Origin of the sequence: Pseudorhodoplanes sp. (genome assembly GCA_032027085.1) — a bacterium.
Lineage (GTDB): Bacteria > Pseudomonadota > Alphaproteobacteria > Rhizobiales > Xanthobacteraceae > Pseudorhodoplanes.
Window position 1 is genome coordinate 3,290,509 of sequence record JAVSMS010000001.1, and the last position, 18,208, is coordinate 3,308,716.

Below are 18,208 nucleotides of genomic sequence, written 5' to 3' on the forward strand. Positions count from 1 at the left end.
GTGAACCTATCGGAAGCCTGTATCCGCCGGCCGGTGATGACGACGCTGATCACAGCGTCGTTTATCGTATTCGGTTTCTTCGCTTACAGATTGCTTCCGGTCTCAGCTTTGCCGCGCGTGGATTTTCCCACTATCGCGATCACGGCTACGTTGCCCGGCGCCAGCCCGGAAACCATGGCGGCCTCAGTTGCCTCTCCGATCGAGCGGCAGTTGTCGACCATTGCAGGCATTTCATCGATGACGTCCTCGTCATCGCTTGGCCGGACATCCATCACCATACAATTCGATCTCAACCGCGACATCGATGCGGCGTCGCTCGACGTTCAGACGGCCTTGACGATTGCGCAAAGGCGCCTGCCGGCGGAAATGACCGACCCGCCTAGCTTCCGCAAGGTCAATCCGTCTGATTCTCCGATCCTGTTCATTTCGGTCCGGTCCGGAACGCTGCCGCTGTCCACCGTCAACGAATACGCCGACACGGTGATGGCGCAGCAGATTTCGCAGTTGCCGGGCGTCGCGCAGGTTCTTGTTTACGGCGCGCAGAAATTCGCCGTGCGCGTGCAGGTGGATCCTGAAGCCGCGGCGGCGCGCGGCCTTTCGCTGGACGACATTCGCAGCGCCGTCAACAAGACCAATTCCAGCGTGCCGGTCGGCACATTGTCGGGACCGCGCCAGAACATCACACTGCAGGCGCCGGGTCAGCTCGAAAGGTCCCATGAATACAACGACGTCGTTGTCGCCTGGCGCAACGGCGCTCCGATCAGGCTGAATGAAGTTGCGCGTGTCATCGACAGCGTGGAGAACGACAAGATCGCCAGCTGGTTCAACGGCGAGCGTTCCATCGTGCTTGCCATCCAGCGCCAGCCCGACGCCAACACGGTCGGCGTCATCGACCTGATCCGCGAGAAGCTGCCGGCGCTGCGGGCGCAGGTTCCAGCCTCGATCAGCATCGAAACCCTGATGGATCGCTCGATCTCGATTCGTCAGGCGGTCAGCGACGTGCAGGGACATCTGACCATCGCGATCATTCTGGTTCTGCTGGTGATCTTCCTGTTCCTGCGCAAGCTGTCGGCAACTGTCATTCCGGCGCTGGCGGTGCCGATCTCCATCGTCGGCACGTTTGCGGTCATGTATGCGCTGGATTTCTCAGTGAACAACATGACGTTGCTGGCGCTCACGCTGTGCGTCGGTTTCGTGGTCGACGACGCCATCGTCATGCTGGAAAACATCGTCCGCCACATCGAAGGCGGCATGCGCCCGTTCGAGGCCGCGCTTAAAGGGTCCCGCGAAATCGGCTTCACCATCATTTCGATCACGCTCTCGCTGATCGCAGTGTTCATCCCGGTGCTGCTGATGGGCGGTGTGGTCGGACGCGTATTCCGCGAATTCGCAGTCACCATTTCCGTCGCCATCGTTATTTCCGGCTTCGTGTCGCTGACACTCACGCCCATGCTGTGCGCGCGCATGTTGAAGGCGCACGATCCAAACGAGCACGAAAAGAAGCAGATTTTCGTGCTGCGCTGGTTCGAGCATATGTTCAACAAATCGCTGCGCGGCTACGAATGGACGCTTGACAAGGTCATCGCCTACAAATGGGTGACGCTCTTGGTGACGATCGGCACCATCATCGGCACCATGTGGCTCTATGTCGTCGTGCCGAAGGGATTCTTTCCGACGGAAGACACCGGGATGATCCTCAGCGTGACCGAGGGGGCGACCGATACCTCCTTCGACGCCATGGTGGCGCGACAGCAGCAGGTGGCGGAAATTGTCCGCGCCGACAAGGCGGTCGAATACATCAACTCCACCGTGGGCGCTGGCGGTCCGAATCCGACCACCAATTACGGCCGCATGTTCGTCGTGTTGAAACCGAAAAGCGAGCGTGAACCCATCAGTGCCGTCATCAACCGCCTCCGGGCCGCTACCTCGCAAGTTCCGGGCATTGCCACTTATTTCCAGGTCATCCAGAACCTGAATATCGGCGGGCGCATTTCCAAGAGCGAATATCAATATACGTTGCAGAGCGGCGACACCGAAGCGCTCTACCGCATTGCGCCAGAATTGCGCGACAAGATCGCCAAGCTCGACGGACTGCGCGATGTCACGACGGATCTCTATATCAAGAACCCGCAGATGATGGTCGACGTTGATCGCGAGAAGGCCGCGGTCTACGGCATCACTATCGATCAGGTCCGGCAGGAATTGTTCAACGCCTATGGTTCGCGGCAGGTTGCGACCATCTACACGCCGTCAAACGATTTTCAGGTCATTCTGGAGACGCTGCCGGAATTCCAGATGAGTCCGTCCGACCTGTCCAAGCTGCGCCTGAAGACGGCGAGCGGGCAGGTGGTGCCGCTCGACGCGGTGGCGAGTCTGCGGCCGACCGTGGGTCCTCTGCAGGTCAACCACCAGGGCCAGCAGCCGGCGGTCACGATCGCGTTCAATCTCAATCCGGGAACCTCGCTCGGCCAGGCGGTCGATGCCATCCAGCAGGTCGAGCGCGACGCGGGCCTGCCCGCAACCATCGCGACAGGTTTTCAGGGCACCGCCCAGGTTTTCCAGGAATCGCTGAAGGGGCAGGGCATCCTGATCCTCGCCGCGATCTTCGCGGCCTATGTCGTGCTCGGCATTCTCTATGAAAGCTTCATCCACCCGATCACCATCATTTCCGGCCTGCCGTCCGCCGGCATCGGCGCCATCCTGACCCTGATGCTGTTCAAGATGGATTTGTCGGTGATCGCGATGATCGGCATCGTGATGCTGGTCGGCATCGTGAAGAAGAACGCGATCATGATGATCGACTTCGCGATCGAGCGGCGTCGCGTCGGCCTCACCGCCGAAGCGGCAATCCGCGAAGCCGCCTTGCTGCGCTTCCGCCCGATCATGATGACGACCTTCGCCGCGATCTTCGGCGCGTTGCCGATCGCGCTCGGCGCCGGTGCCGGCGCCGAATTGCGCCAGCCGCTCGGCGTTGCTGTCGTCGGCGGCCTGTGCGTCTCGCAATTGCTGACGCTCTACATCACGCCGGTGATCTACATCTATCTCGACCGCATCGACCGCCTGCTCAAGCGCCGGCTCGAACCGCAGCTCGAGGAAGTGCCGGAAGGCGAGCGCCCGCGCGCGGTGGCGGCGGAGTGAGTGAGAATTTCGCCGGCATCAGAAGAATCTGGTTCGGTCATCGTTCACAAAGCGGCGTCATGGTGCGGCTTGACGGCGTTTTCGGTCCGGTGTCTTCGGGTTCGCTGTCATGCTGGAAAAGGCCCTTGACCTCGCTCGCCTGCAGCGGTGGCAGGTCTGGCCACGCGGATGCGGCCTGCCGAGAATACGACGCGCAGTGCGACGTCCCGAAACGGGCATCTGCCGGGAAGACGCTGTAGTATCTTGCGCAGCAAGGCCCTGATGGTCGGATTTTGCTAACCAGGCGCAGGCTGGTGAACTTGATGGCAGCCATCAGCTTTTGCCAACGAACGCCAGCGCGCTTGCCGGATTTTACAGTCGTCGTATCTGGACGATTTTTGAGGCTCTTTGATTCCGCGCGTTCGCACTCCTTCCTACGTTCCGACAGGATCGGAGCTATCATTGCCAACCGCGGATCATTTGCAGGGACCGTGCCGTGATGGAGATCGGACGGCTTTCGCCGGCCTGCGCGGCCGGAAATGGCTGTGCCATGGGATGATGCAAATGCAATGGCTTTCATGCGTGCGGCTCAGCTACTTTAAGAGTGTCGGCGGCAGGTTCTTTGATTTGTCCATTGACAAGCGCTGCCAGCAGGCTCAGCGCGATCATTGCGGCCCAGCCGACGTCGTAAGATTTAAACCAGTCGAAGAACAGGCCGCCGGCCCATCCGCCAAGAAAACCGCCGAGTTGATGCGCAAGAAAGACGATGCCGCTCAGCATCGCCATGTTTCTGACGCCAAAAAGTGTCGCGACAGTTCCGTTGGTGAGCGGGACGGTGGAGAGCCAGAACAGTCCCATGGCGGCGCCAAAAGCGTATCCACTCAATTCGTTAGCGGGCAGGAAGGCGAAGATTGCGATGATGAGGCCGCGCGACAAGTAGATCAGTGCGAGCAGCTTAGTCTTGCTATACCGTCCTCCCCACAATCCGGCGTAGTAGGTGCCGGGAATGTTGAGCAGGCCAATCAGCGCGAGCAGCACTGAGCCCGTCCGAAGTGACAACCCCTTGTCCATGAGGAAGGCGGGCACATGCGTCGCAACGAAGACGACTTGAAATCCGCAAACGAAGAAGCCCAGTGCAAGAAGCTGAAATCCCCTGTGGCGAAGGGCCGTGCGTAAGGCCACAACGGCGGTGACGTCTTGGGCAGCCGCACGAACCGGGTCGTTGTTGCTCTTGCCTTCGAACAGCGGAATGGCCAAGGGAAGCATCACAGCCGCACAGAACGCTAGCGTTGCAAGCGTCGGCGACCAGCCCAGTCTCTCGATCCCCGCGAATGAAGCCGGCAGGAATAGGAACTGGCCAAAGGCGGCGCCGGCCATGGCAATTCCGAGCGCGAGACTGCGCCGCTCCGCTGACGTCGAACGGGAGACCGCTCCCAGAACCAAAGGATAGGTGGTGCCGCTGAGGCCCAGCCCGACCAGCACGCCCGCGCCGGCAATGAACACCAGTTGGCCATGAGGCTGCGACATTGTGAGTAGACCAAGCGCATAAAGCACCGAGCCCGCCGCGACGATTTTGCCCGCTCCGAATCTGTCGGCCAGCAATCCCGCGAATGGCTGGGAGATGCCCCATACGAGATTCTGAAGCGCGATCGCAAAAGCGAAGGTTTCCCGGTTCCAGTTCTCGGCAAGAGAAATCGGCTGCAGAAACAGCCCAAATGCGTGCCGCACACCTAATGAGATTGCGAGGATCGCAGAGGCGCAAATGAGCACCGTCGTCGGAGCATGGTTAGCGCGAAGAACGGTCATAGTGTTCTCGTTTGATGTGTAGGCGCAGTTGATCCGGCTAGCGACGGTCACAGGGAATGTCGTCGTCAAAATCGAGGTTGCACTCACGGGTAAGGCTTGTACGTAGGGTTTTGAGGCCACGATGCAGGACGACGCGCGCATTCGCTTCCGAGATGCCTAGGGCAGTCCCGATTTCACAGTGGCCGAAGCCGGCGAAATGATTCATCAGGACTGCGTCGCGCTGGCGCCCGGGCAGGCGCGCAACATGCCCGAGAATGCAGTCTGACATCTCGATCTTGAGCAGATCGAGCTCCGGTTGCGCCGGGGCGGGAAGCTGCTCGGCTTGGGTCAGAGCCGCCGCAGGCGGGGCACGCCTGGCGGCGCGAAAATGGTCGCGCACCACATTGAGGGCGATGGCGGTAAGCCATGTGGTCGGCGAGGCATCTCCGCGCATGGCGCCCGCTGCGCGCATTGCCCGCAACAGAACGTCCTGAGACAGGTCGTCCGCCAGGGCGTAGTCCTTGACCCGCTTGGCAAGAATCCTGCGCACAAACGTCCGGTACGAGGCGATGCTTTCAGCATCCACAGCCTTGCACATTGGTGCATCCCTCCCGGATTTCGTCCACGCCCAAGAGGGCGCTGGCAAACTTTGTTGTCTCTCCTGCGGCGCCGCGATTGACCTTCATGCCGATCTCGACGGCCTCCCTCACATCGTCATGATCCAGAGAGAGTCGGTCGCACTCGGCCAGATGCAGTTTGAGGCAGGGCCGGCAATTCACGGCCGCCGATGCGCCGATCGCGATGAGTTCCTTGACACGCTGGTCCATTGGAAACCTCCGGTGTTGAATGTCATGCACTTAGACGTCGGGGGCCGCCCAATCGTTACAACTTGTACTTTGATGATGGCGCGCCATGCGGTCAGCCGGCTGTCGCTTGAAAGATGAGGCCCGAAAGTAAGGCGCCGGCGGCGCCAAAAGCGACATAGGCGGCGAAGACCGCGCGGCGGGCGATGGCCCAGACGGCGAGCGCAGCCGGGATGGATGTGACGCCGCCGCCGATCAGGAATGCCATCGCCGCTCCCGGAGCCATGCCCTTGTCAATAAGTCCGGCGATCAGTGGCAGTGCGGCATTGCCGTTCAGATAACTCGGCACACCGACGAGCGTGGCGACCGCGATGGAGGCCGGCCCGCCGTCGCCGGCGATATGTGCAATCAGGCCGTCCGGCACATAGGCAATCATCAGGCTTTCGAGGAGGAAGGCGAGCAGCATCCATTTGCCCAGGAGCAGTCCATTCCGGACAAACGAATTGCGAAATGCATCTCGCCGCTCGACCTCTTTCCAGTAGCGCCACGACACCGCATTCGGATTGCGAATTCGCGATCCGGCGCATCCGCCGTTGCCGGCTCTGTCGTTCAGCGCAGGTCCGCTCAGCGTACCGAGGGTCTGCAGCGCAAGGACGCCAAAGCCGCCGAGGAGGCCAACGCCTATCGCGCAGATCGTCTTCGCGATCGCAAAGTGCAGGCCGAGTATGCCGAGGGTCAGGACGAAGGATGACGGATCGATCAGTGGTGAGGCGAGCCAGAATGCCATCACGGGAGCGAGGGGAACGCCGGCGGCGAGGAGGGCGGCGATGACCGGAATGACGCCGCACGAACAAAAAGGCGAAAGCGCACCTGTAACCGCGGCAACAATCACCATGCTCGCTTGTCTGCCTGCGAATGCGCGCGCAATCAGATTTTCCGCACCGCTTGCCCTGGCGTAAGCGGTCGATGCGATCGAGAGCACAAGGAAGGGCAGGATGAACACGACATTCTTTCCAACGAATGCCGCTGAGGCTGCCGCCTGCCGCGGGCTGAATATGGCAAGCGCGGCGCTGACGAGAATGATCGCGGCGACCACCGGGTCGAGGGGCAGAGGCGCAGCCCGGCGGATCTCCGCGATGATGTATCGGACCGGCATATATATCTATCCATCTAGAAATATAGTTGTAATGAGGCAAAAAAAATCAGGCTGCGCATTCAGCGTCGGCAACGCCGGCGCAGCATTCGGACTTCACGTATCCCAGGACATCGTTCACGGCCTTGAAATTGGCCGTGCAGATCACTTCCCGGCCTTGGCGTTCCTGGCTGATCAGCCCGGCTTGCGCCAGCGTGCCAAGGTGATGCGAAAGGGTCGTCGCCGGAACACGGAGCAGCCGCTGGATGGTTCCAATATTGGCGCCCCCCTGGCCTGCGCGAATAAGCACCTTGAAGATGCGTAACCGCGTACGATTGCCTAGTGCGGCAAGCGCATCGGCGGCCGCCTGTTCACTGATATTCTTCCCACGCTTCATAAAAGCAACTATACATTTAGATGTATAGTTGTCAAACGCGGCCTGCGTCTTGCCGGGATCAGAGCGAAAAACTTGTCCCGCAGCCGCAGGACGATTTGGCGTTGGGATTGTTGATCCTGAACGAGGACCCGATCAGGTCGTCGACAAAGTCGATCTCGGAATCCTTGAGAAAACCCGCCGAGACCGGATCGATCAGGATCGGCGCGTCGGCGCGCCCAAGCACGATATCGTCGGCCGCCCTTTCCCGCTCCACGTCGAATTTGTACTGGAAGCCGGAGCAGCCGCCGCCCTCGACGCTGACCCGCAGCATCGCGCCTGCCGGCTCGCCCTTCAGGATGGCCGCGACTTTCTGCACGGCTCGGTCGGTGACGGTGACATTGCCATTGCTCATGTCCCCTAGTTAAGTGCGCCGGCCGGCCCCGTCAATTCCGGGGCCGCGGCGAAAGGGCAGCAGAAATCAATGGCCATCGACGCACCGGGCAGGGCGCCCTATGCCTCTCAGGCGGCCCTGAGCCGCGGCCGGCTGATGCCGGAACCGCCGAGCCGCAGCCGCAATGACTTTCGCCGCGATTGCGACCGCATCATCCACTCCAATGCCTTCCGCCGGCTGAAGTACAAGACCCAGGTCTTCGTGTTCGATGAAGGCGATCATTACCGCACGCGTCTGACTCATACGATGGAGGTCCAGCAGATTGCCCGCTCGCTGGCGCGCGCGCTCGGGCTGGACGAGGATCTCGCCGAGGCGCTGGCGCTGGCGCATGACCTCGGCCATCCGCCCTTCGGCCATGCCGGCGAACGGGCGCTGGATGAATGCCTGGCCGGAGCGGGCGGCTTCGACCACAACGCCCAGACCTTGCGGGTGGTGACCTCTCTGGAGCGCCGCTACGCGCAATTCGACGGACTTAATCTGACATGGGAAGCGCTTGAAGGATTGGTCAAGCACAACGGTCCCTTGACCGATCGCGCCGGCAATCCCGTCGACCGTTACAAGGAGACCGGCCTGCCGGAGAGCATTCGCGACTATGCCGCCGTGCAGGACCTTCAGTTGTGGAGTTTCGCCAGCGCCGAAGCTCAGGCCGCGGCCATCGCCGACGACATCGCCTATGACGCGCACGATATCGACGATGGCTTGCGGGCGGGACTGTTCGGTCTCGATGATCTCGCCGCCGTTTCGCTCCTTGGCGGCATCATCCGCGAAATCCGGACGGCTCATCCCGGCCTCGACCAGACCCGCACCGCTCATGAACTGGTGCGGCGGGTCATCACCCGCCTGATCGAGGATGTGGTCGCGGAGTCCGGCCGCCGGCTCGCAGCGCTCGCGCCCCGCAATGTGGACGATATCCGCCTGGCGGCAGGTCCTGTCGTGGGATTTTCGGCCGCGATGGCCAAGGACGAGCGGAGCATCAAGGATTTCTTGTATCCTCGCATGTATCGTCATGAGCGTGTGATGCGAGTCATGGGGGCTGCTCAGGGCGTAGTGCGGGATCTGTTCCGGCACTATCTCGCGCATCCTTCCGACATGCCGGAGGAGTGGCAGGACGACATGAGCCGCACAGACGACAGGGGTCGCATCCGCCATACCGGCGACTTTATCGCCGGCATGACCGATCGTTATGCCATTGCGGAACATGCCCGTTTCTTTGACTCGCCCGCCGAATTGCGTTAGCCCCGCCGCTTCCTTAAAGCCCTGAAAAACCTTCGCCGGATTGGCCGTGAAGACCCCGACCCATAACCTGTTCGCCGACATGCATGACCGCGTGATCGCGGCCAATCATGCGCTGATTGCTGATGGTTTCTTGCCCAAGGGCATCGACCTGTCGCGCGTGCTGATCGAGCCGCCGCGCGACGCCGCCCATGGCGACATGGCGACCAACGCTGCGATGGTGCTGGCCAAGGATGCGGGCAAGAAGCCGCGCGAGATCGCCGAGGCGCTCGCCGATAAACTCCGTGCCGACCCGCTGGTGGAAAAGGTCGATGTGGCCGGGCCGGGCTTCATCAATCTGACGCTGAAATCTTCCGCGTGGCTGGAGGCGATCCGCGCCGCGATCAGGGCCGGCAAGGATTACGGCCGCAGTGCCGTGGGCAAAGGCGAAAAGGTCAATGTCGAATACGTCTCTGCCAATCCGACCGGTCCGATGCATGTCGGGCATTGCCGCGGCGCCGTGTTCGGCGATGCGTTGGCCAGCCTCCTGGCCTTTGCAGGCTTCGACGTCACCCGCGAATATTACATCAATGATGCCGGCGCGCAGATCGAGGCGCTGACGCAATCTGGCTGGCTGCGTTATCGCGAGGCGCTCGGCGAGAATATCGGCGAGATTCCGGAAGGCCTTTATCCGGGTGACTATGTGAAGCAGGTCGGCGAAGAATTGAAGGCCGATTACGGCGACACGCTGCTGCAAAAGCCGGAGAGCGAGTGGAAGCCGATCGTGCGTGAGCGCGCCATCAACATCATGATGGCCGATATCCGCAACGATCTGTGGTCGCTCGGCGTTGTGCCAGACGTGTTTTTCTCGGAAGCGTCGTTGACGGAAGAGGGCGACAAGGTCGCCGACACCATCGCCTTTCTGCGCCAGCGCGGCGAAATCTATGAGGGCCGCTTGCCGCCGCCGAAGGGCGCGCCAGTCGACGACTACGAGGATCGCGAACAGACGCTGTTCCGCTCGACCGATTTCGGCGACGACGTAGATCGTCCGCTGAGGAAATCAGACGGCAGCTACACTTACTTCGCCTCCGACATCGCCTATCACAAGTCGAAGATCGACCGCGGCTTCCTGTCGATGATCGACGTCTGGGGCGCCGATCACGGCGGCTACGTCAAGCGCATGCAGGCGGCGGTGAAGGCGATCAGCGAGGGCAAAGCCAATCTCGACGTGAAGATCGTCCAGCTTGTGAAGCTTCTGCGCGGCGGCGAGCCGGTGAAGATGTCAAAGCGGGCCGGCGAATTTGTCACGCTGCGGGAAGTGGTGGAGGAGGTGGGGCGCGACGCGGTGCGGTTCATGATGCTCTACCGCAAGAACGACGCAGTGCTCGATTTCGATCTTGCCAAGGTCATCGAGCAATCCCGCGACAATCCTGTGTTTTACGTCCAGTACGGGCATGCCCGCGGGCACTCGATCTTCCGCATGGCGCGGGAGGCCTTCCCGCATCTCCCGGAAGCGCCGGCCGAGCGCCAGGCGATGCTCGAGAAGGTTCCCCTGGAGCGCCTCACCGACGCGGGCGAGGTCTCACTGATGCGAAAAATCGCTGCTTTTCCGCGCGTCGTGGAGGCGGCCGCATTGTCGCATGAGCCACACCGAATTGCCTTTTATCTATATGAACTTGCAGGAGAATTCCATTCGCAATGGACGCGGGGAAAAGACTTGCCTCATTTACGCTTCATTATACAGAATGATGAAGAACTATCACTGGCGCGGCTTGCACTGGTTCAGGGCGCCGTAACCGTGTTCGCTTCCGGACTGAAGCTGTTGGGGGTGGGGGCTCCTGAGGAGATGCGGTGAAATCGGCGTCTGCGCTGTTGCGATTCGCTGTGGAGTTTGACGACGCAGAGCAGCAAGGATGCGTCGCGTAACCCGGTCCGAACAAAAAGAAAGATCAAGTATCGGCATGGCGGACGATCACTATTCCCGGCCACCCCGTCCGAGCAATCCTCTGGCGCGCCCGCAATCGGAACGCCGTGCGCCACCCTCGGGCGGCGATCCACTTGCGGAATTGGCGAGACTGATCGGCCAATCCGATCCTCACGCGGCCTACAGCCGGACGCCGTCGCATTCCGGCGCGCAACCGAACTACGCGCAGGGTGACGGGAATGATTGGCGCGCGAGGCCGGAGCCTTATTCTCCGCAGCACGATCCCTACGCACAGCAGCCGCCGGATTATCAGGGCGACAGCTACGGCGCGAACCCATCCCAAAATCCGCCATTCTCCTATCCGGATCCGTCCTACCCCGCGCCGCATGCGCCGGCGCAGGGTTACGACGATCGGCATTACAGCGATCAGACTTACAATGATCGCGACTACAACGAGCCGTATTACGACGATCGCCATCATGCGGGCGGTGCCCAGCAAAACCCGTCCTACGCACCGGAAAGCTACGCGCCACAGTCTTACGCGCCGCAGGCCTATCCCGATCCGCAATATCCGACGCGGGCGCATGATCCGCGCTATGTCGATCCTCATCCGGCTGTTCCGCAATTCGCCTCGCCGCAATACGACGACAAGCCATATCCGGCTTACGACAATCAGCTTTACGGACGGCAGACGCCGGCGTTTCCGCCCGCGCAGGGCGATGAGGCGCAGCGCTATGCAGCGCCATATGAGCAGGATTATCCCGGCGCGCCTTACGACGATCCCAGCGCACCGGCTTATGGCGCTCCCTATTATCACCCCGAAGCAGCTCCGGAAGCTGAAGCGCCGGCGCGCCGGCGCGGCGGTCTGGTGACGGTGCTTGCGGTGATGGCTCTGGCCGTCGTGGGCACGGCGGCCGCCTTTGGCTATCGCGCGATCTTTGCGCCTGCGGGCACACGGGTGCCGCCGCCGGTGATCAAGGCCGACACCACGCCCTCCAAGATCGTTCCGACCAGCGACAAGCCGATCCAGGATCGCGTTGGCGACCGCGCGCAGATCGAGCGCATCATCAATCGCGAGGAGCAGCCGGTCGACGTGAATACGGCCCGGGCCAGCGCGCCGCGTGTCGTGTTCCCCGGACCCAATCCGATTGCGCCGCTGCCGAATTCGCCGATTCCGCCAAACCCGACCGCACAGGCCCCGGCGCAGACCGGCTCGGCTGCTGCGGCATCCACCGAGCCGAAAAAGATCCGCACCGTGACCATCCGTTCCGATCAACCGGAGCTTGCCGCGGCGGCACAGGCTACATCAGCGGCATCTGCGCCACGCGCGAATGCTCCCTCCGGTGTGCTGCCCGAGGACGATCCGCGCACGACGTCCCGCGCGCAGGCCTCGGCCCTGGCGTCCAGTGGACCGCTCTCGCTGTCGCCGAGCACCGTGCAGTCTGCGCAACAGCGCGCTGCGCCGGTGCGCACCGCATCCGCGCCGGCGGCGAATGCCGGCGGCTATAGCGTGCAGGTGACTTCCCAGCGCAGCGAGGGCGAGGCGCAGGCCGCCTTTGCCGCGTTGCAGGCGAAGTTCCCGAGCGTGCTGGGCAACCGGCAGGCGCTCATCCGCCGGGCCGACCTCGGCGAGAAGGGCACCTATTATCGCGCGCAAATTCCTTTCGGCAGCCAGGGTGAGGCCGCGGATTTCTGCACCAGCCTGCGCAACGCGGGTGGCCAGTGCGTCATCCAGAGGAATTGAGCCGGCTGGCCTTGACCCCGCCGAGAGCCAAAAGCTAAGCCGCGCCGATGCCGGTGCGCGCCTTCATCACGGGACTGTCGGGTCCGGTCGTCACCTCCGACGAGGCCGCTTTCCTGCGCGATGCGCAGCCCTGGGGCCTGATCGTCTTCAAGCGGAATGTGAGCGATCCGGCGCAATTGCGGGCTCTCACGGATGCTTTTCGGGAAGCGGTGGGTCGCGACGCGCCGGTTCTGGTCGATCAGGAGGGGGGACGGGTCCAGCGGCTTGGCCCCCCGCATTGGCCTATTTACCCGGCGGGCGCCGTCTACGGCCGGATCTATGATGACGACTCAGGCGCGGGTCTGGAGGCTGCCTGGCTCGGGGCGCGGCTGATCGCCTCCGACCTGCGTGCCGTCGGGATCGACACCGACTGCCTGCCGCTGGCCGATATTCCGGTGGAGGGCGCCGATGCCGTGATCGGCGAACGTGCCTATGGCGCCACGCCGGAAAAGGTGACGGCGCTGGCGGGCGCCGTGGCCAAGGGGCTTATGGCGGGCGGCGTGCTGCCGGTGCTGAAACATATTCCGGGGCATGGACGGACCACCGCCGACAGCCATCTGAAGCTGCCGGTCGTGGAAACCGACCGCGCCACGCTGGAGCGGACCGATTTTGCCCCGTTCCGCGCGCTGTCGGACCTGCCGCTGGGCATGACAGCACATGTTGTGTTCAGCGCCATTGATCCGGTCGCCCCGGCCACCACTTCGGCGATAATGGTCGGCGAGGTGATTCGCCGCTTCATTGGATTTTCGGGACTGTTGATGGGCGATGACGTGTCGATGGGAGCCTTGTCTGGAACGCTGCAGGAGCGGGCGCGGGCCTCCCTGCAAGCCGGGTGTGATATGGTTCTCCACTGCAATGGCAACTTGTCGGAGATGAAAGACATTGCCGGGGCCGTTCCCGTGCTAGAGGGTCCGGCTTTGGAGCGGGCGCAGGCCGCGCTCGGGCGCAGGACCCCGCCGGAACCGATGAATACTGCCGACATGCGCAAGCGCTTTGCAGAATTGACCGCGGCCGTGGCCGGCGGTGCGGTGACCGCATGACCGCCGAGATCATTCCCTTCGAGCAGGCCGCAGCGACCGAGCGCGCGATCGACGAGCCGGCGCTGGTGGTCGACGTCGAGGGCTTCGAAGGCCCGCTCGATCTGCTGCTGACACTGGCGCGGCAGCAGAAGGTCGATCTCGCCAAGATCTCCATTCTGGCGCTGGCTGACCAGTATCTCGCCTTCATCGAGGAGGCGCGCAAGCTGCGCCTCGAACTTGCCGCCGACTATCTGGTGATGGCGGCCTGGCTCGCTTATCTGAAATCGCGGTTGCTGCTGCCGGAACTGAATGCACCGGAAGGGCAGAGCGCCGAGGACATGGCGACCGCGCTCGCCTTCCGTCTGAAGCGGCTGGAGGCGATCCGCGAGGTCGCACAGAAACTGATGGAGCGGCCGCAGCTCAATCGCGATGTCTTCGATCGCGGCGATCCTGAGCCGATCGCGCATATCAAGCATCCGCAATGGTCGGCAACCTTATACGACCTGCTGTCTGCTTATGCCGTGCAACGGCAGAAGCAGGCGGCGGGCAGCCGCGTGCGTTTCGCGCAGCGCAAGGTCTGGTCGCTTGCGGAAGCGCGGGAGGCATTGGAGCGGCTGGTCGGCGCTTCGACCGATTGGGGCCGCTTCGATGAATTCCTCATCAGCTATCTGGTTGAGCCGCAGATGGCGGCGACCGTCACGGCGTCGAGTTTTGCGTCCGCATTGGAAATGGTTCGTGAAGGTGTCCTTGAGTTGCAGCAACACGCGGCCTTCGCTCCGCTTTATCTCCGCAAGCGCAGCGATACAGGTCAAACCCCAACCCCCGGCGCGGCAGCGCAATAAGAGGAGGCCGCTACGATGGCAAGCTTGGCCCAAAAACGAATGATTGAGAACGACCACGACGACGAACAGCCCCACGAGACCGCGCGCCCGGAAGAGTTGCGTCTGCTGGAAGCGATGCTGTTCGCGTCGAAGGAGCCGCTGGACGAGAAGAGCCTGGCCGCGCGCATGCCGGACGGCGTCAATCTGCGTGACACGCTCGACAGGCTGAAGGCGGAATATCTGCCGCGTGGCGTCAATCTTGTGCGCATCAACGGCAAGTGGACCTTCCGCACCGCGACCGATCTTGCCTGGCTGCTCACCAAGGAAGCGGTGCAGCCGCGCAAGCTCTCGCGCGCGGCTATCGAGACGCTTGCCATCATCGCCTATCATCAGCCGGTGACCCGCGCGGAGATCGAGGATATCCGCGGTGTTGCCATCTCCAAGGGCACGCTCGACGTGCTGCTGGAGACCGGCTGGGTCAGGCCGCGCGGCCGCCGCAAGGTGCCGGGCCGTCCGATCACTTACGGCACGACGGAGGAGTTCATCTCCCATTTCGGTCTCGAGCAGCTCGGCGATCTGCCTGGCCTCGATGAACTGAAAGGCTCCGGCATGCTCGACGGCCGGCTGCCGCCGAATTTCACTGTGCCGGTTCCTTCCGACGATCCGACGTTGCGCGAGGACGAAGATCCGCTGGAGCCCGACGATCTCGATTTCGGTCTGGCGCCGCGGGCGGAGTCATCCGAGGAGTAAATGTCCGAGCGTGTTGATGTTGAAGTTGCCGACAATGTCCGTGCATCGCGCGGGCGGACGCCGGCGACCATCGCTGCGCGCCTGACTTACGAGCATGTCACGCATCGCTACGGCAATGTGACGGCCGTCCGCGATTTCAATCTCGACATCGAGCCCGGTGAAATCGTTTGTCTTTTGGGCCGCTCCGGCTGCGGCAAGACGACCTTGCTGCGGCTCGCCGCCGGCGTCGAAGAGCCGAGCGAGGGACGAATTCTGATCAACGATCAGGAAGTTTCGGGACCTTCGCGCTTTCTTCCGCCGGAGAAGCGAAATGTCGGGCTGATGTTCCAGGACTTCGCGCTGTTCCCGCATCTCACCAATCTGCAGAACGTCATGTTCGGCCTGAAAGCGTTGCCGAAAGCCGATGCCGAGCGCGAGGCGCGCGCCGCCTTGCGGCGGGTGGGCTTGCGCGAATACGCCGACGCCTATCCGCATATGCTCTCGGGCGGCGAGCAGCAGCGTGTGGCTTTGGCGCGCGCGGTGGTGCCGCGGCCAAGCGTGCTGTTGATGGACGAGCCGTTTTCCGGCCTCGACCGCAGGCTGCGCGATGATGTGCGGGATGAGACGCTTCATGTGCTGCGTGAAAGCCGCGTCACAACCGTTATCGTCACGCACGATCCCGAGGAAGCGCTGCGCATGGGCGACCGTGTCGCAGTGATGCACGCCGGCCGACTGGTCCAGGTCGACACGCCGGAAAACATTTATCGCCATTCGGTCAATCTCTTCGTGGCGCGATTTTTCTGCGAGCTGAACGAACTGGAGGGCGTCGTCAGCAGCGGCATGGCGGAGACGGCGGTCGGGCGCTTTGCCGCAGCCGGGTTCGAGGACGGCGTCAAGGTCGTCGTGGCAATCCGCCCGCAGGCCCTGCGCCTGCGCCAGCCGGGGTCGAGCTATGGCGTGCCGGGGCGGGTGCAGCACCGGCAGTTCCTGGGCTATGTCGATCTCGTGGAAGTCGCGGTCGAGGGCCTCGACAAGCCCCTGAAAGGGCGCGTTTTGCGCGACGCGCCGGGCGCGGTTAACGCTGAAATCAGCGTCGATTTCGATGTGGCCGAAGTCCTTGTTTTTGCCGCCTCCGGGGCCTAGTTTTCAGACAAATCCCAGGCGGCCCACGGACCGTCTCACCGGAGGATATGAGTATGGGTTCGTTGAGCATCTGGCACTGGATCGTCGTGCTCGTCGTGGTGCTGCTGCTGTTCGGACGCGGCAAGATTTCCGAACTGATGGGCGACATGGCCCAGGGCATCAAGGCCTTCAAGAAGGGCATGGCCGAGGACGACAAGACTGCAGAGGCCAAGCCCGACCAGATGAAGACCATCGACAATAAGCCGAACGATCTGAAAGAGCGTGCCGCGACCGAAAAGAAGTTCGAAGGCGGCACCGTCTGAGCGGCGCAGCGCGCGCTGTGCGGGAGGGGGGCGCTGAGCGCAATCGGCGCCCCTTGGAGTTAGAAGTCCCATGTTCGACATCGGCTGGAGCGAACTTGTCGTCATCGGCATTGTCGCGCTGATCGCCATCGGCCCGAAGGAACTGCCGGGCGTGCTGCGCAGCCTCGGTCACTGGATGGGCAAGGTGCGCCGCATGGCGTCCGAGTTCCAGGACCAGTTCCGCGATGCGATGCGTGAAGCCGAAGTCGCCGATCTCAAGAAGCAGTTCGACGAAGCGCAGGCCGCCGCCAGCAATGTGACGGCCGGATTCGACAATCCGCTCGAGACTGCGCGCCGCGAAATGGAAAAGGCCATTGAGGACAAGCCGCTGACGGCGCCCGACGCGCCGGCGGCAATTTCGGCTCCCGACAATGTGCAGGATTTTCCGGTGCCGGAAACGCCGCCGAGCGTTGTCGCCGAAGAACCGAAAGCTGAGACCGCATCACCCGAAGCCGCCAAAAGCGGCGGGAGCGGCGCGGCATGAGCAACACGCCGGCCAACGAAGAAGATGAGATCGAGGCGAGCAAGGCGCCTTTGATGGATCATCTGATCGAGTTGCGCTCGCGCCTGATCAAGGCGCTGATCGCCTTCGCGATCGCCTTTGCACTGTGTTTCGTCTTCGCCAAGCAGATCTACAACGTGCTGGTCTGGCCCTTTGTCTGGATCGCCGGGCCGGAAAATTCGAAATTCATCTACACGGCGTTGCTTGAATACTTTTTGACGCAGTTGAAGCTCGCCATGTTCGGTGCGGCGTTCCTGTCGTTTCCGGTGGTGGCGGCGCAAATCTACATGTTCGTCGCGCCCGGCCTCTATCGCCACGAGCGGCACGCCTTCGTGCCGTACCTCATCGCGACGCCGATCTTCTTCGTGCTCGGCGCCTTGGTGGTCTATTTCCTTGTGATGCCAATGCTGGTGCGCTTCTCCATCGGCATGCAGCAGACCGGCGTCGAAGGTACCGCCGAAATCGCGCTCCTTCCCAAGGTCGGCGAATATCTGTCGTTGATGATGGCTCTGGTCTTCGCCTTCGGTGTCGCGTTCCAGTTGCCGGTGATCCTCACCTTGCTCGGCCGCATCGGTGTCCTCACCTCCGATACACTGAAGCAGAAGCGCCGCTATTTCATCGTCGGTGCCTTCGTGCTGGCAGCGGTGCTGACGCCGCCCGACGTGATCAGCCAGATGTCGCTCGCGATTCCGCTGATGCTGCTCTACGAGGGCTCGATCTGGTCGGTGCGCATGGTGGAGAAGAAGGCGGCGAAGGCCAAAGCCACGCCGCCGGCCAACGCCGACGCCAAGCCGGCGGAGTAGGGCGCGCTCTCTCTCACGGCATCGTCATGGCCGGGCTTGTCTCGGCCATCTCGCTTGGGCGGGCACAGTCAGGCGTAGCCCGGATGGAGCGAAGCGCAATCCGGGACAGCGTGCTTCGTACCCGGGTTGAGCGCAGCGAAACCCGGGGAGGGCGTGTCATATCTCTGAGGGCAACCCCCGCATTCCGCTTCGCTCCATGCGGGCTACCGGGCACTTGACAAACTTCCATAGTAGGAATAAAATCGCAGTTATATACTTGACTGAACG

18 protein-coding genes are annotated in these 18,208 nt (G+C 62.6%); 11 read left to right on the top strand and 7 right to left on the bottom strand.

Features of this window, described 5'->3' with window-relative positions:
- Window positions 1-3,138 (top strand): efflux RND transporter permease subunit, encoded by a 3,138-nt coding sequence (locus tag RO009_15885; protein ID MDT3686513.1) that lies wholly within the window; start codon window positions 1-3, stop codon window positions 3,136-3,138.
- A 37-nt stretch (window positions 3,139-3,175) separates the two neighbouring features.
- On the opposite strand, the gene RO009_15890 is transcribed toward RO009_15885, so the two are convergent.
- The 7 genes from RO009_15890 to RO009_15920 all read right to left on the bottom strand — a co-directional run bounded on the left by RO009_15890 (window position 3,176) and on the right by RO009_15920 (window position 7,625).
- Window positions 3,176-3,697, bottom strand: a complete 522-nt coding sequence (locus RO009_15890; GenBank protein MDT3686514.1) for a hypothetical protein — start codon at window positions 3,695-3,697, stop codon at window positions 3,176-3,178.
- Window positions 3,694-4,923, bottom strand: a complete 1,230-nt coding sequence (locus RO009_15895; protein MDT3686515.1) for an MFS transporter — start codon at window positions 4,921-4,923, stop codon at window positions 3,694-3,696. The genes RO009_15890 and RO009_15895 overlap by 4 nt, the downstream gene beginning before the upstream one ends.
- Before the next feature lie 37 nt (window positions 4,924-4,960).
- Entirely contained in the window at window positions 4,961-5,488 is a 528-nt protein-coding gene (locus RO009_15900; protein MDT3686516.1) for an RNA polymerase sigma factor, read from the bottom strand.
- Window positions 5,478-5,729, bottom strand: coding sequence for a carboxymuconolactone decarboxylase family protein (locus RO009_15905; protein MDT3686517.1), 252 nt, complete (start codon window positions 5,727-5,729; stop codon window positions 5,478-5,480). Before RO009_15905 ends, RO009_15900 begins: the two co-directional genes overlap by 11 nt.
- 91 nt (window positions 5,730-5,820) lie before the next feature.
- Window positions 5,821-6,861, bottom strand: a complete 1,041-nt coding sequence (locus tag RO009_15910; GenBank protein ID MDT3686518.1) for a permease — start codon at window positions 6,859-6,861, stop codon at window positions 5,821-5,823.
- 46 nt (window positions 6,862-6,907) lie between these two features.
- Window positions 6,908-7,234, bottom strand: a complete 327-nt coding sequence (locus RO009_15915) for a metalloregulator ArsR/SmtB family transcription factor (GenBank protein MDT3686519.1) — start codon at window positions 7,232-7,234, stop codon at window positions 6,908-6,910.
- Window positions 7,235-7,292: 58 nt separating this feature from the next.
- Window positions 7,293-7,625: an iron-sulfur cluster assembly accessory protein gene (locus RO009_15920; GenBank protein MDT3686520.1), complete on the bottom strand. Its 333-nt coding sequence runs from the start codon at window positions 7,623-7,625 to the stop codon at window positions 7,293-7,295.
- Window positions 7,626-7,694: 69 nt separating this feature from the next.
- On the opposite strand from RO009_15920, the gene RO009_15925 reads away from it, so the two are divergent.
- The 10 genes from RO009_15925 to tatC all read left to right on the top strand — a co-directional run bounded on the left by RO009_15925 (window position 7,695) and on the right by tatC (window position 17,941).
- Window positions 7,695-8,900 (top strand): deoxyguanosinetriphosphate triphosphohydrolase, encoded by a 1,206-nt coding sequence (locus RO009_15925; GenBank protein MDT3686521.1) that lies wholly within the window; start codon window positions 7,695-7,697, stop codon window positions 8,898-8,900.
- A gap of 79 nt (window positions 8,901-8,979) precedes the next feature.
- Complete coding sequence (argS, locus tag RO009_15930; GenBank protein ID MDT3686522.1) at window positions 8,980-10,731, top strand: arginine--tRNA ligase; 1,752 nt, start codon at window positions 8,980-8,982, stop codon at window positions 10,729-10,731.
- A 106-nt stretch (window positions 10,732-10,837) separates the two neighbouring features.
- Window positions 10,838-12,544: an SPOR domain-containing protein gene (locus RO009_15935; protein MDT3686523.1), complete on the top strand. Its 1,707-nt coding sequence runs from the start codon at window positions 10,838-10,840 to the stop codon at window positions 12,542-12,544.
- A 47-nt stretch (window positions 12,545-12,591) separates the two neighbouring features.
- Window positions 12,592-13,623, top strand: a complete 1,032-nt coding sequence (nagZ, locus tag RO009_15940) for a beta-N-acetylhexosaminidase (protein ID MDT3686524.1) — start codon at window positions 12,592-12,594, stop codon at window positions 13,621-13,623.
- Window positions 13,620-14,444, top strand: a complete 825-nt coding sequence (locus RO009_15945) for a ScpA family protein (GenBank protein ID MDT3686525.1) — start codon at window positions 13,620-13,622, stop codon at window positions 14,442-14,444. Before nagZ ends, RO009_15945 begins: the two co-directional genes overlap by 4 nt.
- A 15-nt stretch (window positions 14,445-14,459) precedes the next feature.
- Window positions 14,460-15,173: an SMC-Scp complex subunit ScpB gene (gene scpB / locus RO009_15950; protein ID MDT3686526.1), complete on the top strand. Its 714-nt coding sequence runs from the start codon at window positions 14,460-14,462 to the stop codon at window positions 15,171-15,173.
- A complete protein-coding gene (locus RO009_15955; protein ID MDT3686527.1) occupies window positions 15,174-16,295 on the top strand; it encodes an ABC transporter ATP-binding protein in 1,122 nt (373 codons plus the stop codon).
- A 53-nt stretch (window positions 16,296-16,348) separates the two neighbouring features.
- Window positions 16,349-16,597, top strand: coding sequence for a twin-arginine translocase TatA/TatE family subunit (locus tag RO009_15960; GenBank protein MDT3686528.1), 249 nt, complete (start codon window positions 16,349-16,351; stop codon window positions 16,595-16,597).
- A 70-nt stretch (window positions 16,598-16,667) separates the two neighbouring features.
- A complete protein-coding gene (gene tatB / locus RO009_15965; GenBank protein ID MDT3686529.1) occupies window positions 16,668-17,120 on the top strand; it encodes a Sec-independent protein translocase protein TatB in 453 nt (150 codons plus the stop codon).
- Entirely contained in the window at window positions 17,117-17,941 is an 825-nt protein-coding gene (gene tatC / locus RO009_15970) for a twin-arginine translocase subunit TatC (GenBank protein MDT3686530.1), read from the top strand. The genes tatB and tatC overlap by 4 nt, the downstream gene beginning before the upstream one ends.
- Window positions 17,942-18,208 lie beyond the last annotated feature (267 nt).